Origin of the sequence: Bacillus sp. G1(2015b), assembly GCF_001482475.1 — a bacterium.
Classification (GTDB): domain Bacteria; phylum Bacillota; class Bacilli; order Bacillales; family Bacillaceae; genus Bacillus; species Bacillus safensis.
Genome location: NZ_LKIC01000005.1, coordinates 73,834 through 87,204, shown reverse-complemented (window position 1 = coordinate 87,204; position 13,371 = coordinate 73,834). Strand labels below are relative to the sequence as shown.

Annotated in this window: 13 protein-coding genes; 9 read left to right on the top strand and 4 right to left on the bottom strand. The window is 43.0% G+C overall.

Translation table 11 applies throughout. The features are described 5' to 3' along the window. Window positions 1-5 precede the first annotated feature (5 nt). Window positions 6-851 (top strand): putative beta-lysine N-acetyltransferase, encoded by an 846-nt coding sequence (gene ablB, locus AMR95_RS06075; protein WP_058837846.1) that lies wholly within the window; start codon window positions 6-8, stop codon window positions 849-851. On the opposite strand, the gene AMR95_RS06070 is transcribed toward ablB, so the two are convergent. After that, window positions 846-2,504, bottom strand: a complete 1,659-nt coding sequence (locus AMR95_RS06070) for a PucR family transcriptional regulator (protein WP_058837845.1) — start codon at window positions 2,502-2,504, stop codon at window positions 846-848. The genes ablB and AMR95_RS06070 overlap by 6 nt on opposite strands. 191 nt (window positions 2,505-2,695) lie before the next feature. Here AMR95_RS06070 and AMR95_RS06065 point away from each other — a divergent pair, with 191 nt between their 5' ends. The 4 genes from AMR95_RS06065 to AMR95_RS06050 are packed head-to-tail and all read left to right on the top strand — an operon-like array spanning window position 2,696 to window position 6,680. Further along, a complete protein-coding gene (locus tag AMR95_RS06065) occupies window positions 2,696-4,060 on the top strand; it encodes an aspartate aminotransferase family protein (RefSeq protein ID WP_058837844.1) in 1,365 nt (454 codons plus the stop codon). Window positions 4,061-4,072: 12 nt separating this feature from the next. Next, window positions 4,073-4,759 (top strand): CoA transferase subunit A, encoded by a 687-nt coding sequence (locus AMR95_RS06060; RefSeq protein ID WP_058837843.1) that lies wholly within the window; start codon window positions 4,073-4,075, stop codon window positions 4,757-4,759. Next, window positions 4,735-5,400, top strand: coding sequence for a 3-oxoacid CoA-transferase subunit B (locus tag AMR95_RS06055; protein ID WP_058837842.1), 666 nt, complete (start codon window positions 4,735-4,737; stop codon window positions 5,398-5,400). The genes AMR95_RS06060 and AMR95_RS06055 overlap by 25 nt, the downstream gene beginning before the upstream one ends. Window positions 5,401-5,414: 14 nt before the next feature. Beyond that, a complete protein-coding gene (locus AMR95_RS06050) occupies window positions 5,415-6,680 on the top strand; it encodes a peptidase (RefSeq protein WP_058837841.1) in 1,266 nt (421 codons plus the stop codon). 30 nt (window positions 6,681-6,710) lie between these two features. Here AMR95_RS06050 and AMR95_RS06045 read toward each other — a convergent pair whose 3' ends face one another. Continuing rightward, entirely contained in the window at window positions 6,711-6,932 is a 222-nt protein-coding gene (locus AMR95_RS06045) for a YgaP family membrane protein (protein ID WP_024426689.1), read from the bottom strand. 125 nt (window positions 6,933-7,057) lie between these two features. Between AMR95_RS06045 and AMR95_RS06040 the strand changes: the two genes are divergently transcribed. Then, complete coding sequence (locus AMR95_RS06040) at window positions 7,058-8,800, top strand: adenine deaminase C-terminal domain-containing protein (RefSeq protein WP_041087099.1); 1,743 nt, start codon at window positions 7,058-7,060, stop codon at window positions 8,798-8,800. 561 nt (window positions 8,801-9,361) lie between these two features. Then, window positions 9,362-9,676: a YerC/YecD family TrpR-related protein gene (locus AMR95_RS06035; RefSeq protein ID WP_024424524.1), complete on the top strand. Its 315-nt coding sequence runs from the start codon at window positions 9,362-9,364 to the stop codon at window positions 9,674-9,676. 241 nt (window positions 9,677-9,917) lie between these two features. Here the strand turns inward: AMR95_RS06035 and AMR95_RS06030 are convergent, their stop codons facing one another. Continuing rightward, window positions 9,918-11,498, bottom strand: a complete 1,581-nt coding sequence (locus AMR95_RS06030; protein WP_058837840.1) for an FMN-binding glutamate synthase family protein — start codon at window positions 11,496-11,498, stop codon at window positions 9,918-9,920. A gap of 139 nt (window positions 11,499-11,637) precedes the next feature. On the opposite strand from AMR95_RS06030, the gene AMR95_RS06025 reads away from it, so the two are divergent. Beyond that, a complete protein-coding gene (locus AMR95_RS06025) occupies window positions 11,638-11,868 on the top strand; it encodes a hypothetical protein (protein ID WP_058837839.1) in 231 nt (76 codons plus the stop codon). Here the strand turns inward: AMR95_RS06025 and AMR95_RS06020 are convergent. Beyond that, window positions 11,844-12,257, bottom strand: a complete 414-nt coding sequence (locus AMR95_RS06020; RefSeq protein WP_058837838.1) for a DUF2283 domain-containing protein — start codon at window positions 12,255-12,257, stop codon at window positions 11,844-11,846. The two genes, AMR95_RS06025 and AMR95_RS06020, sit on opposite strands and share 25 nt — an antisense overlap. A 556-nt stretch (window positions 12,258-12,813) precedes the next feature. Here AMR95_RS06020 and AMR95_RS06010 point away from each other — a divergent pair. After that, on the top strand, window positions 12,814-13,332 hold the full coding sequence (locus AMR95_RS06010) for a hypothetical protein (RefSeq protein WP_058837836.1): 519 nt from the start codon (window positions 12,814-12,816) through the stop codon (window positions 13,330-13,332). The last annotated feature ends 39 nt before the right edge of the window (window positions 13,333-13,371 follow it).

Genomic DNA, 13,371 nt, shown 5'->3' with positions numbered 1-13,371 from the left:
AGTATATGGTGCAATTGAAGGAACTTGCGAACGAGCGTTTTTCTGCCTCGATCTGTATGGATTCATTTAATGAGCGAATCCGTTTGGATGACTATAGCGGCAGGGTGCGGGATGTGATTCAGTCGGTTCTTCAGGAAGCGGCGGACTGTAAGGCTTCTAAGGTCATTGTGAAAGTCAGGCGTGAGCATATGCCTCTTTTTTTAGAAAAAGGCTTTCGGCTTGAAGGTGTGTTTTCTCATTATTTTCTTGGAAGTGATGCGTACGGCATGTCGCTCTTTCTGACGGAGAGTCGAATGAACAGCCCGTATTGGCTGAAGGAAGATGAAATTGTTGCGTCTATTCAAGAAAAGCCTCTCAAAAAAGATCAAGGCACGTGGCAGGATGAGTATGTGATGAGGAAAGCGGGTACGCAGGATATTCACAAGCTGGCAAAGCTCTATGATACCGTCTTTGAAACATATCCCACGCCAATGAACGAGCCAGATTACATTCAAAAGGTGATGGAGGAAGGGACGGTTTTTTATGCCGTTGAACATGACGGGCACATTGTGAGTGCGGCATCCGCTGAAATCAATGCGCCTTATGGTCATGCGGAATTAACAGATTGTGCGACCCTTCCGGCATACAGAAAACTAGGATTCATGCATCATTTAATTCTAGCACTCGAAAAAGAACTTCAATCCATGCACATTTATGTCTTTTATTCTCTTGCACGTGCACTGTCCTATGGAATGAATCAGGTGTTTTATCAGCTCGGCTATACGTATACCGGCCGATTCCAAAACAACTGCTATATTTTTGACAAAATTGAAGATATGAATCTATGGGTGAAAACGCCGAATGAATCATGAAATGGTTCTCATCTGATCAAGCAGACCAGATAGGCGGTACGCCATGATACTGAGCTGCAGCTTCATCCGATCATCCGTGGATTTGAGGCTGCAGCCTGTTCTCGTTTCAATTTGTTTTAAGCGGTAGCTTAATGTATGTCTGTGTATAAACAATTCTCCCGCAGATTTTTGAATATTTTCATTGTGGGCCAAATACACTTCGAGTGTATGGATCAGGTCTGCTCCCTGTTTTTTCGTATAAAGCAAAGGACTTAACAGCTCCACGTAAAAGTCATGCAAATTCATACCCGCTTCATTCATTTCAAGAAGCATCCCGTATAAGCCGAGCTTCTGATAATGAATGATGCTTTCGTCGGTCTTTAAAAGCGGCAGAAGTCTTGCTGCATACTGCGCTTCCTTTGCGCTTTTTGCAAAAAGACTGATCTGGTCATAGGCTCTCCCAATGCCAATCACGATCGGATGGACGGGAAAAAAATAAGACCAAGTGCTCCGGCACTCTTCTGCTGCGCGATACCACTCCGCTTCTTGAAACGTTTTTTTTCCTGCGGGGGTAAGAACAAAAATGGAATCGAGCCTTGTCTTAAGTAAAAAAGGAATATGCCTGCGTTCAAATATCGACGTGAGCAATTGAGATAGGCGCTGCATCATTTGGTGATCGAGCTGTGTGTGCTGATGCTGAAATTGAAAGTAGATGACCACCTGCTCATCGCTCATATCATATTGCAGCTTTGTTGCTTGCTCGATGACATAGCTTTCTTCTGTGTATTGCTGCTGCAAAATATCATCTAACAAATGACCTTGCATTTGGTTTTCTGTATCTTGAATGGCTTTTTGCTTCAGCCATTCAATCGCATACACGGCTCCGGCATGCTCGATAGCAATCGCATCGAGATGATGCCACGCATCCTTTCTCTTCAAAGACACAATAAACCCGAAAATATCACCCATCGCAATCACCGGACATGCAGCAAGGACAAACGCACCGCACATGTCATAAACGAGCCGGCCCTTCTCCTCAGCCTGCTTGAGAAGAGGCGTCGTTTCAATTGGTTCACGATCTGTCAGAAAGCCAAAAGCAGGAGAGTACGTCACTTCATCTTTGATGAGATGAGCTGCTGTTTGATGTAAAAAAACATCAAGCACAACAATGTTTGCCGAAGTGAGATGTGCCAGCTCATCTGTAATTTGTGTGACATTTTTATTGCTGACATTTAAATGAGTCAGTCTTTGGTGAATGGCTGAAGAATATTTAAGCTGGTGGAGCTGGCTGCTGACGATTTGCTCTAGAACGGCTTTTGTAATGTCTGAGAAGTTGACATGTGAAGGAATCTCGATGAGTGGAATGCCGCTGTTTTTGGCAGCTTCAATCAGTGATGCAGGAATTTCCGTTAAGTACACGCCTTTATAAATGGCAATGGCGGATAGACGATCAGATTGAATCAGTTCTTCAAGCCGGGCGCGCCTTTCCCTATTGTCTGCAAGCCCAAAGCCGGTTGTGACAAGCAGCTCTCCTTCTGAAAGCCTTGAAGTATCTTCGATAATTTCCACGATGGTCACCCACTGAATGAGGCGGTCCAGTCCATTTTCTCCAGCAAGCAGCTTTGTTTCCTTCATGATATCGAGCGAGAGTGCATCTTTGACGAGAATCGCCATAGACTCATGACCTCCTTTTGAACACTTTTATACACGATGTATAAAAAATACGTGTGAAATTCGGGCATATGGCGAATGGAGGATGACTGCCCTCTTGATTAAGCTAATCTTATAACAAGTATACAAAATTTTCTTGCGATTCATGAAAAAAGAAAGATGCAGCTGCTGACGAGAGAGGGAGGAATGACAAAGTGGAGACCCGGGATTACTTAATCAAACCAATGTTGAATCAGCATTATCCTGTGGCTGTGAAAGGAGAGGGGATTTATTTATATGATCGGGACGGGAAAAAATATTTAGACGGCTCATCTGGTGCTGTCACGGCAAGTATTGGACATGGCATAAGAGACATCATTGATGCCATGACAGAGCAAGCGAAAAAGGTGAGCTTTACGTACAGATCACAATTCACAAATGAACCAGCAGAAGAACTTGCCTATGAATTGAGTACACTCTGCCCAGGGAACCTGAACTGGTCTTTTTTTGTCGGGAGCGGATCAGAGGCAACAGAGACCGCCATGAAAATTGCCATTCAGCATTGGCAGGAGCAGGGGAAGGCAGAGAAGAATCACATCATCTCAAGATGGATGAGTTATCACGGCATCACACTTGGTGCGCTGTCGATGTCAGGACATATTGCAAGGAGAGAGCGCTTTGAACCACTGCTCGAAAAACACCCGGTGCTGTCTCCGCCATACAGCTACCGTTCATGGCTACCAAAGGAAGATAGTAAGCAGGTCGAATGGTATGTCCAGGAATTTAAAACGGTCATTCAGCGTATAGGAAAAGAGAGGATTGCGGCTTTTATTGCAGAGCCGATTGTTGGAGCAGCGGGCGCGGCACTTGTACCGCCAGACGGATATTTTGAGGCAATGAAGCGTGTCTGTGAGGAAAACGATATTTTAATGATTGCAGATGAAGTCATGACAGGCTTTGGACGAACTGGGAAAATGTTTGCCATGGAACATTGGGGCGTCGTACCAGATATTATGGTACTCGGAAAAGGCATGAGCGCCGGCTATTCACCGATTGCGGCAGCTGTCTCAGCGGATCATGTGATTGCACCGATTCTCAGCGGTTCGGGCTCTGTGATGGCAGGCCACACATATAGCGGCAATCCGCTTTCAGCAGCCGTCTCACTGGCTGTCATTCGATATATGAAAAAACACCAGCTTTCAGAACGGGCTGATTTGTCTGGCCGATATTTAATGAATGCTTTAAAGGATTTGCAATCAAACCATTCCATTATAGGAGATGTGAGAGGAAAGGGACTGCTCATTGGCATTGAGTTTGTCGCAGACCGATTATCGAAAACACCATTTCCTGCCCATGCTCAAATGACACATTTAGTTGTGGAGACGGCCAAACAGAATGGTTTGCTTGTTTACCCAGCAAGCGCTGGAGAGGATGGCGTAGGAGGTGCAGCAATCATGATCGCACCGCCGCTTTCCATCGCGCAGCAGGAGATGGATGAACTCATTCATTTATTCGGGCAGACAATGACGCAAGTTGAACAAGAAGTCATCAATCGAGGGTTTTTCCCATCTGCGATGTAGGGAGGAAAGAGGATGAACAAAACAGCGAGTCTTGATGAAGTGATCACACATTTTAAGGACGGGATGACCATCATGTTTGGCGGGTTTGGCGGTGTGGGGTCACCGCCATCATTGATCGATGCCATCCTAGAAGCCAATATCAAAGACCTGACATTGATCGGAAACGATGCAGGCTTCCCGCAAATCGGTGTTGGCAGGCTGATCACAGAAGGAAGGGTGAAGAAAATCATTGCTTCACATATTGGCTCTAATCCAATTGCCGGGCAGAAAATGCAGGCGGGTACACTAGACGTTCTTTTTTACCCGCAGGGCATTCTAGCGGAAAAGATTCGGGCAGGCGGAATGGGTTTAGCGGGCATTGTGACAGATGTCGGCATGGATAGCCTCAATCTTGATGAGAAACAATTGGTTCCGCTAGGTGGAAAGCAGTATATTCTTGAGCCTGCGCTGACTGCGGATATTGCGATTGTGAATGCCCTCAAAGCAGATGAAGCAGGGAACCTGATTTTTGATAAAAGTGCTCGGAATACAAACCCGATTGTGGCGATGGCAGGAGACTGGACCATTGCAGAAGTAGAAGAGATTGTGCCTGTGGGCAGGCTTCATCCAGAGGAAATTGTGACACCAGGCGTATTTGTGAACCAGATCGTGCAATCAAAAGGAGTGAACTGGACATGGGCATGGGAGACATCGATTTAAGACACCGCATAGCCAAACGCGCGGCACAGGAAATTGAAGATGGCATGATTGTGAATCTTGGGATCGGCATCCCGACCCTTGCGGCTGAATACATCCCAGCACATTACGAGGTGTGGCTGCATGCAGAAAACGGCATTATGGGAGCAGGCGCTTCACCAGCACGAGGGGAAGAAGATCCGAATTTGTGCAATGCCGGAGGTTTCCCTATTACGTTAACAAAAGGCGGCTCATATATGGACAGCACAACCGCTTTTGGCATCATTCGCAAAGGGATGCTGGATATGACGATTTTAGGTGCACTTGAAGTCAGCAGTCAGGGGGATCTTGCGAATTGGATTGTACCAGGTAAACGAGTACCGGGTATGGGCGGAGCGATTGAACTCGCGCAAAAAGCGAAAAAGGTAGTAGTCGTGATGAGCCACCTTGATAAACACGGACAATCTAAGATAAAAGCCACCTGCACGCTGCCTTTAACAGCTAAGTCTTGTGTGGATCTGATTATTACAGATATGGCAGTCATTGAGGTCAAATCACAGCTGCTCATTTTGCGTGAAGTCATGCCGCCGTTTCAGCCGGAAGATGTCATGAGGGCGACAGAGGCGCCGCTCATTTTAGCGCCTGATGTCAAATCTGTTGTGTAGAAAGGATGACCGACTTGCAGCCAACCACACGTATCAGTAACTGGATGAAAGAGCATAAGGAGGAAGCCGTGACGCTTCTTCAGCAAATGGTGCAATGTGACAGCACACAAGGAAATGAGCAAGAGGTACAGCAAATCGTAGCAAATAAACTTTCTGCCATTGGCTTTGATGTTGACGTATGGGACATTGGCGGAGATGACTTGCTGAACCATCCGTATTTTTATTCCCCGAGGCGTTCTTTTAAAGGAAGTCCTAATGTCGCCGGACGATTGAAAGGGAAAGGCGGCGGCAAATCTATTTTATTAAATGGGCATGTGGATGTTGTCCCAGCAGGAGATCACAAACAATGGACATATGCGCCTTACAGCGGGCATATCATAAACGGGAGACTTTATGGACGCGGGGCAACAGATATGAAAGGTGGAAACGTTTCTTTACTCTTTGCACTTGAGGCACTGCATGCACTTCAGATTCCGCTGAAGGGAGATGTCGTGTTTCATAGTGTTGTTGAAGAAGAGAGCGGCGGTGCAGGCACCCTTGCAGCCATACTGAGAGGATATACAGCAGATGCAGCCATCATCCCAGAGCCAAGTCATATGAAAATCTTTCCGATTCAGCAAGGATCTAAATGGTTCAGACTGCATATTAAAGGAAGGGCTGCTCATGGCGGAACAAGATATCACGGCGTTTCTGCTATAGAAAAGAGCACGATTGTCCTTTCACATATAGCGGCATTAGAAGAAGAAAGAAATCAGCGAATCACGGAGCCGCTGTTTCAGCATATCCCAATTCCGATTCCGATCAATGTCGGGAAAATTCAAGGCGGTGATTGGCCATCCTCTGTAGCAGACATTGTCACAATGGAAGGCAGGCTCGGGGTGATGCCGGGTGAGACAGTAGAACAGGCAGAAAAGGAACTAGAAAATTGGATGGCAGGACTCGGAGAAAAAGATGAATGGTTCCAAGAGCATCCTGTTGAGGTCGAATGGTTTGGTGCAAGATGGCTTCCGGGTTCAATCGATACGGATCATCCGCTTTTAGGTTTATTGAAGGAACAATATGAAGCGGTCATGAAGCAGCCGCCGAAGGTCGAAGCCGCCCCTTGGGGAACTGACGGCGGATTACTGTCACAGGCAGCAGGTATTCCCATTATCGTGTTTGGACCTGGAACAACAGAGCTTGCCCATTTTCCGAATGAATCTATCGACATTGAGCATGTGATAGAAGCAGCAGAAATTATCGCAGGGACAATGGTCGAATGGTGTGAAGCAGCGGAATGAGATGAAATGAACATAAAAAAGAAGGCTGCCTTACTCAGCCTTCTCTTTATGTGTGTCCTGCTGCTCACACATATATGTCACTGGACAAAAACGAAGAATGCCAGATCCTAGTTTCATACCGCCAAACATGATGCTAAAAAGAAGCATTTTACTCCATGGTTTTCTAGCATATAAGGATCCAGCTACAGTACATATTGTCATTCCGCAGGCAATTCTAATGAGCGCTTCCATTAAGCCGAGATTAGGTTTCATTGAAGGTGAATCTCCTTTTTTAAATTATTTTAAGTGTGATTTCAAGAAATTGTAACGTTTCATTAATGCGTAACGTGGTTCGTTATGTTACGATAGGGCTAATACAAATGAAGGAGAGTATGTGAATGTCCGAACGTACTTTTAATTGGAGAAATAATGACATCCGCACACAAATCGATGTAGTCGACTCAAAAATAGTTCCAACACTCCTTTTAACGAATGGACTCGTGCTTAACCCGTTTTTGAAGCAATGGGTGAAGGCAAATATTTGGATACATGATGATCGAATTGTTTATGTCGGAGCAGAGCTTCCTCAAAATAAATCAGCTAAACGTGTGATTGATTGTGAAGGGAAATACATTGTGCCTGGGTATATAGAGCCTCACGCGCACCCATTCCATATTTATAATCCCCAATCACTTGCAGAATATGTGTCTCAATTTGGCACAACAACAATGGTCAGCGATAACTTATTTCTTCTTTTGCAAAGCAATGAAAAGAAAGCGCTTTCCACTTTGTGTGAATTAAAAAAGCAGCCATTTCAATATTTCTGGTGGTCCAGATACGATCTTCAAACGGAAGTCAGATATGAAGATGAGATGCTGCCAGTTAACTACCGGAAGGAATGGATTGATCATCCTGACGTCCTTCAAGGCGGTGAATTAACAAGCTGGCCAAGATTGATGGACGGTGATGATCTCATTTTATATTGCATGCAAGAAACGAAGAAGCAGAGAAAACGAATTGAAGGGCATTTCCCTGGAGCTTCTGAGAAAACGCTAACAAAAATGAAGCTGTTTGGCGCGGACAGTGATCATGAAGCGATGAATGCGGACGATGTGTTAAAAAGATTGTCCCTTGGCTATCATGTTTCATTGCGGCATTCTTCCATCCGCCCAGATTTAGTGAATATTTTAAGAGAATTGCATGAGCGTGATTTTAGACACTATGACCACTTTTTCTATACAACAGATGGTGCTGCTCCTCACTTTTATGAGGAAGGCATGATTAACCGCTTGATTTCGATCGCCCTTGAAGAAGGCGTGCCGATCATCGATGCGTATAATATGGCGACATTTAACATTGCAAAATACCATCAAATTGATGACTTATTAGGCGTTGTCGGTCCTGGACGGCTGGCTTCTTTGAATATTTTAGATGATCCAATGAACCCAAATCCTGAAACGGTCATATCTAAAGGGGTTATCCTCAAATTAGATGGCGAGAACCAGCATCAATTCCAAGAAACAAAATGGGAAAATGGCGGGCTTCTTCCATTAGATTTGGGGTATGATCTGACGATGAGTGATTTGCAATTCTCTATGCCGCTAGGTGTGAAGATGAGAAATGCCGTCATCATGGAGCCTTATACAGTGGAAATTGATAACTCAATCAACCAGCTGTCATGTGATCATGATCAAAGCTTCTTTAGCCTGATTGACCGAAAAGGCGAGTGGCGTGTGAATACGATGCTAAAAGGATTCGCAAACAAAGTGCAAGGCTTTGTCAGCTCATTTTCGCTCACGGGTGACATTTTAGTAATCGGGAAAAATAAAGACGATATGATGCTGGCACATAAGCGGATGAAAGAAATTGGCGGGGGAATCGTCCTCACAGAGAACGGGAAAATTTTGCATGAAATCCCGCTGCAATTATCAGGCTGTGCATCGGCTGAACCATTTGAGACTGTTCTTCAGCAGGAACAAACATTACGCGAGCTGCTCATTGAGCGCGGCTATCCATTTGACTGCCCAATTGATACACTTGTCTTTTTCCAAAGTACACATTTGCCGTATATTCGAGTGACACCAAGAGGAATATTTGATGTCATGAAAAAAACTGTACTCTTTCCGTCTATAATGCGTTAAAATATAACAGAGTGGAGCTGTATCATCTTTGCCGCATTTCTGAATGCTGTTATAGGGCAGAAGTGAGCTATGGTTCTCTTCACTGCCATGTAAGTGATCATGATCTTATGTGGAGCTGTTGACAAAGCAGAGGGCTTTGACATGACGAATGAAGTACTCTAATTGTAAAATGATTCTGTCGGTTACGCTGACCGGCCAGCATATTTTGAATGATCGAGCAAGGCGGGGCGCATATTTGTGGGTCTCGCTGAGCTTTTCGCAAAGTCTATATATTAGGGCAGAAGACCTAACCAAGCAGAAGTCATCTTTATACAGGAAGCAAACAAGTTTGTCAGATTGTCATACAAGGAAAATGACAGAACTTGTCGAATTTGTTTACGATAAAGAAGCTTCGGCTTACGAAAGAACCTGACGGCATTTTCAGCGTAGAACCAAACCTGTCATGATCTGTTCAAAGCTCATTGCTGAGGTTTTAAAAAAATTAGTCAGGAAAGATACCGCTTTCTTAGAAGAAGATCGTGCAAAGCGGTGTGGCAATAGTAAAGGAGAAGATGTATTAAGATGCAAATTGATAAATTAAGGGGCAAAAGTTTAGATCAGTTATTCAACTCCATCTTATCCCTTAAAGACCTGGAAGAATGTTATCGATTCTTTGATGATTTGTGTACCATCAATGAAATCCAATCTTTATCACAGCGTCTTGAAGTAGCACGTATGCTTCGCGAGGGAAACACGTATCATAAAATTGAGACGGAAACAGGTGCAAGCACTGCAACTATCTCACGTGTCAAACGCTGCTTAAACTACGGCAACGATGCCTATACGATGGCACTTGACCGCGTAGCCGAACAGCAGGAAAATAACGAAACAAAATAAAGCAACTTTCACTGTAAACAATCCTTTTCACGAAAAATGGACTTGTTTGCAGTTTTTTTATGAAAAGCGGGCAGGGACTGATAAATGGTCCCTGTTTTTTTAATTTAGCTCGCCCATAAATCATCTTTCTCCCTCATAGGAGATGCTATCTTCGTTTGAGATGATTTTCTTAAACTCTACTGTTTGCTAACTTTATACGAAAATGTTAATAAAAAAAGGTGCGTTTCCGCACCTTTTCAAGCTAGACAGATGGCTGTGTGCCTGAGAACATCGGCACTTCGCTTGTCTCGCCATTCTCTTGTCTAAAAATAATATGTTTTTCATTAAAATGAATAGGCGATTCTATTCCCGCAGCTGCGGATAAGTTAAATAAACCTTCTCTAAGAGACAGGATATAATTGCACACTCGGTATTTTTTTTCTTCAATCGATAAACCCTTTTGCAGCTTTGGATCAGTTGTGGCGACCCCGACTGGGCATTTATTCGTGTGGCAGACTTGGGCGCGAATGCATCCGACTGAAAACATGAGACCTCTAGCAATATTCACAAAGTCAGCTCCCATTGAAAGGGCAATCGCAATTTTATCAGGCGAGAGAAGCTTGCCAGAAGCAAAGAGCTTCACCTGATCTCTGACACCGTATTCTTTCAAAATTTGATGAACCATAGGGAGTGCCGTGAAAATTGGCAGCCCTGCGGAATCCGCCAATTCATGAAAGGATGCCCCTGTACCGCCTTCTCCGCCATCAACTGTAATGAAATCAGGGTGTTTCCCGCTTGTTTTCATATAGCTGGCAAGCTCTTCAATATTTTCTTTATGTCCGACAACAAGTTTGATTCCAACTGGCTTTCCGCCTATACTCCGCAGCTCCTCAATGAAATCAAACATGTCAGGAATGGAGTGGAACATCTCAAAGCGGTTTGGGCTGTCAATGGATTGGTGAGGCGGTAATTTACGGATATTCGCAATTTCTTCCGTTACTTTTTCGCCGTCAATATGACCGCCGCGTGTTTTTGCTCCTTGTGCCAGCTTGAGTTCAAAGGCTTTGACTTCCTCGTGCTCGCTTTTTTTCTTGAATTCTTCAAAGGAAAATGCGCCATCCTCTGTTCTAACGCCAAATAAACCGGGCCCAATCTGACAAATGATATCTGCGCCGCCTTTGAGGTGATAAGGAGAAAGCCCGCCTTCACCTGTGTTCATCCACGTACCGCCGGCCATTTTTAATCCTGAGGATAGAGCGGTAATGGCCCTGTCGCCTAAGGAGCCGTAGCTCATAGCGGATTGACCGATCAGTCCTTTCACATGGAAAGGCTTTTGACATGTGTGTTCGCCAATGACTTGTACATCCTCTTGATGGAGAAAATAAGGATTTGCTTCGACTTCTTTGAAATGTTCACTTCTTCGCAGTAAATTGTCTTGATCAATTTGATACACTTTCGTTTTGATTTTTTCAGATTGATCGATTCGTAGTTCATCTCGCTGCTTTGGAAACAGGACGTTTCGAATGTAATAGCCTGGCTTGTCAAAATCACGTTTTGATCCAAAGCCCATCGTCCGGCTTTTGTACTTTCCTGACATGACCGCCTGCTCGTATTCTCTTCTTGAGAAGGGCAGCTCCTCTCGGTCATTCAAAAACAGATATTGGCGAAGCTCAGGTCCTATTTTTTCAAAGATAAACCGCAGCTTGCCAATGACCGGATAATTTCGCAGAACTGAATGTTCTTCTTGTTTTTCATCCCTCATCCAAATCCAGATCAATAGAATGATTGGGATGATCAAAAAAATGATTAGCAATGTGCCGATGATCATTAAGGTTGTGGTCATGAAGATCCCCTCTTTTCTCTTTCATTGCTGTTGTTATTCCACTTTTCATAAAAAGAGAAACCACATCAACATATTGTGACGTTTAGAAATGAAAAGGCGGGGTAACTTACAAATAAGATCATAAGGGGAGGGAACATACATGAATAAGCGTCCAAATGCGTATGTACTTGCAGGATTAGGGGTTGGAGGAGCTGTGTTATTAGCGGTAAAAAATAAACAGCATCTGAAAAAATGGGCAAGCATGTTCCGGTCAGATGAAAAGGTTCCTGAAAAAGCCGGCCACCCAAATCCATTAGATATCCAAGACAACAAGATGGTCGACGAAGGGGCCATGACATCCGTCCATTATTTTAATGAAGCGAGACAATAGTTTGAAAAAAACCGTTTTGAAAGATCAAAACGGTTTTTTCTTGTGGTGTTATAGCGAAGAGGATCGACAATGGTAAAACCGATCAGCCTTTTGTGATCAGGTGTCGAGAATTGGAATTCAACGCCTGACAGATGATAGGTTGAGAGAACTTCCTGATCCGTCAAACGTAAAGAAAGATGATCCTCATAAACCGGAGCGTTCCGCAGCACTTCGGATTCTTCTGCAAATAACTCCAATCCAGCCACTCGGTCCTCTTTATCGATATCTACATTGATACATTCATTGACATCTAATTCAATGGTTTCTTTGATTTTCAAACGCTCCGATTGCGGGGTGATATAGATGTATCCGATATCTATACTTTGTTCATATGTAATTGTTCTTTTCAATGGGGTCACCTGCTTCATTTTACTGTTAAACGAATACGTTAGCTAATTAACGAGATTTGAAATTATGAATGGGTATCGAAGGTAAATTAAAGAATATCAATTATTATAATAAACTAAAATTAAGAACATAGCAGGATGTGCAACGAATGTATCTTTGTATATACTTTAAAGGGATAAATTAACTATATTGGAGATGAATGATAAATGGCGGATTTGTATTTTTTTGAAAAAATGTCTGAACTGAGCCATATAGTACTTGTGTTGTGCGCATATGCTTTTTATTGGAGACTTAAGAAAACTAGAAATGAGAGGAAGCTCACTAATTTTGAACTTTTTCTAAAATATTTTATTTTATTTGGAGTATTAACTTGGGGAATCTCATTTGTGATTTTAACAGTCTCATAATTCTTGCGAAAAAAGTCGAATTAACACTATTTATGTAAAAACAAATTATTTCTACCTTAAAACGAAAACTAAACTAAAACTATATGTTATTATCAAAAATAACCATAAAATCAAATTTATGGTTATTTTAAAGAAAAGGGGAGTTTGTACATTGATCAAAAAATTATTTGTATTCACACTGGCTTTATTACTTTCTATTGCAACAATAGTGCCAGTAGCATCAGCTGAAAATTCAGTAAATCCTGAGGCTGGATTGAAAGGATTAACAAAAGAACAAATTGAAAAATCTGTAGCTGAAATAGAGTATATCTTTACTAAAATTCTAGTATTTGATGATGAAGCAGGTTATGTTGTTAACGAAAAGGAATTAGAAAAAGCTTCATACCCAGTTTATCAAAAAGAAGGCATGATCGCTTTTGCGAACTATATGAATCAACAAAAAGGTATTGCTACTACACAAAAAAACACTGTTCAACGTTGTCTTGAAGATGCTCTTGGTATTACTAAGGGTGCTTTAAATCAGGTTCAAAAGGCTATTGAAAAAGGTGAATGGTTAAGTGTTCTAGGGTTTCTAACTTTAACTGGAATTGCGGTATCACCTCCAGTATTATTTGGCTTTTTCTTGCTATGTGGTGCACCAACAGCACAAGTTGCTCCACTTGAAAAATAAAAAAACTATGTTCATTTAATAAAAAAGCAGATGCTTAGC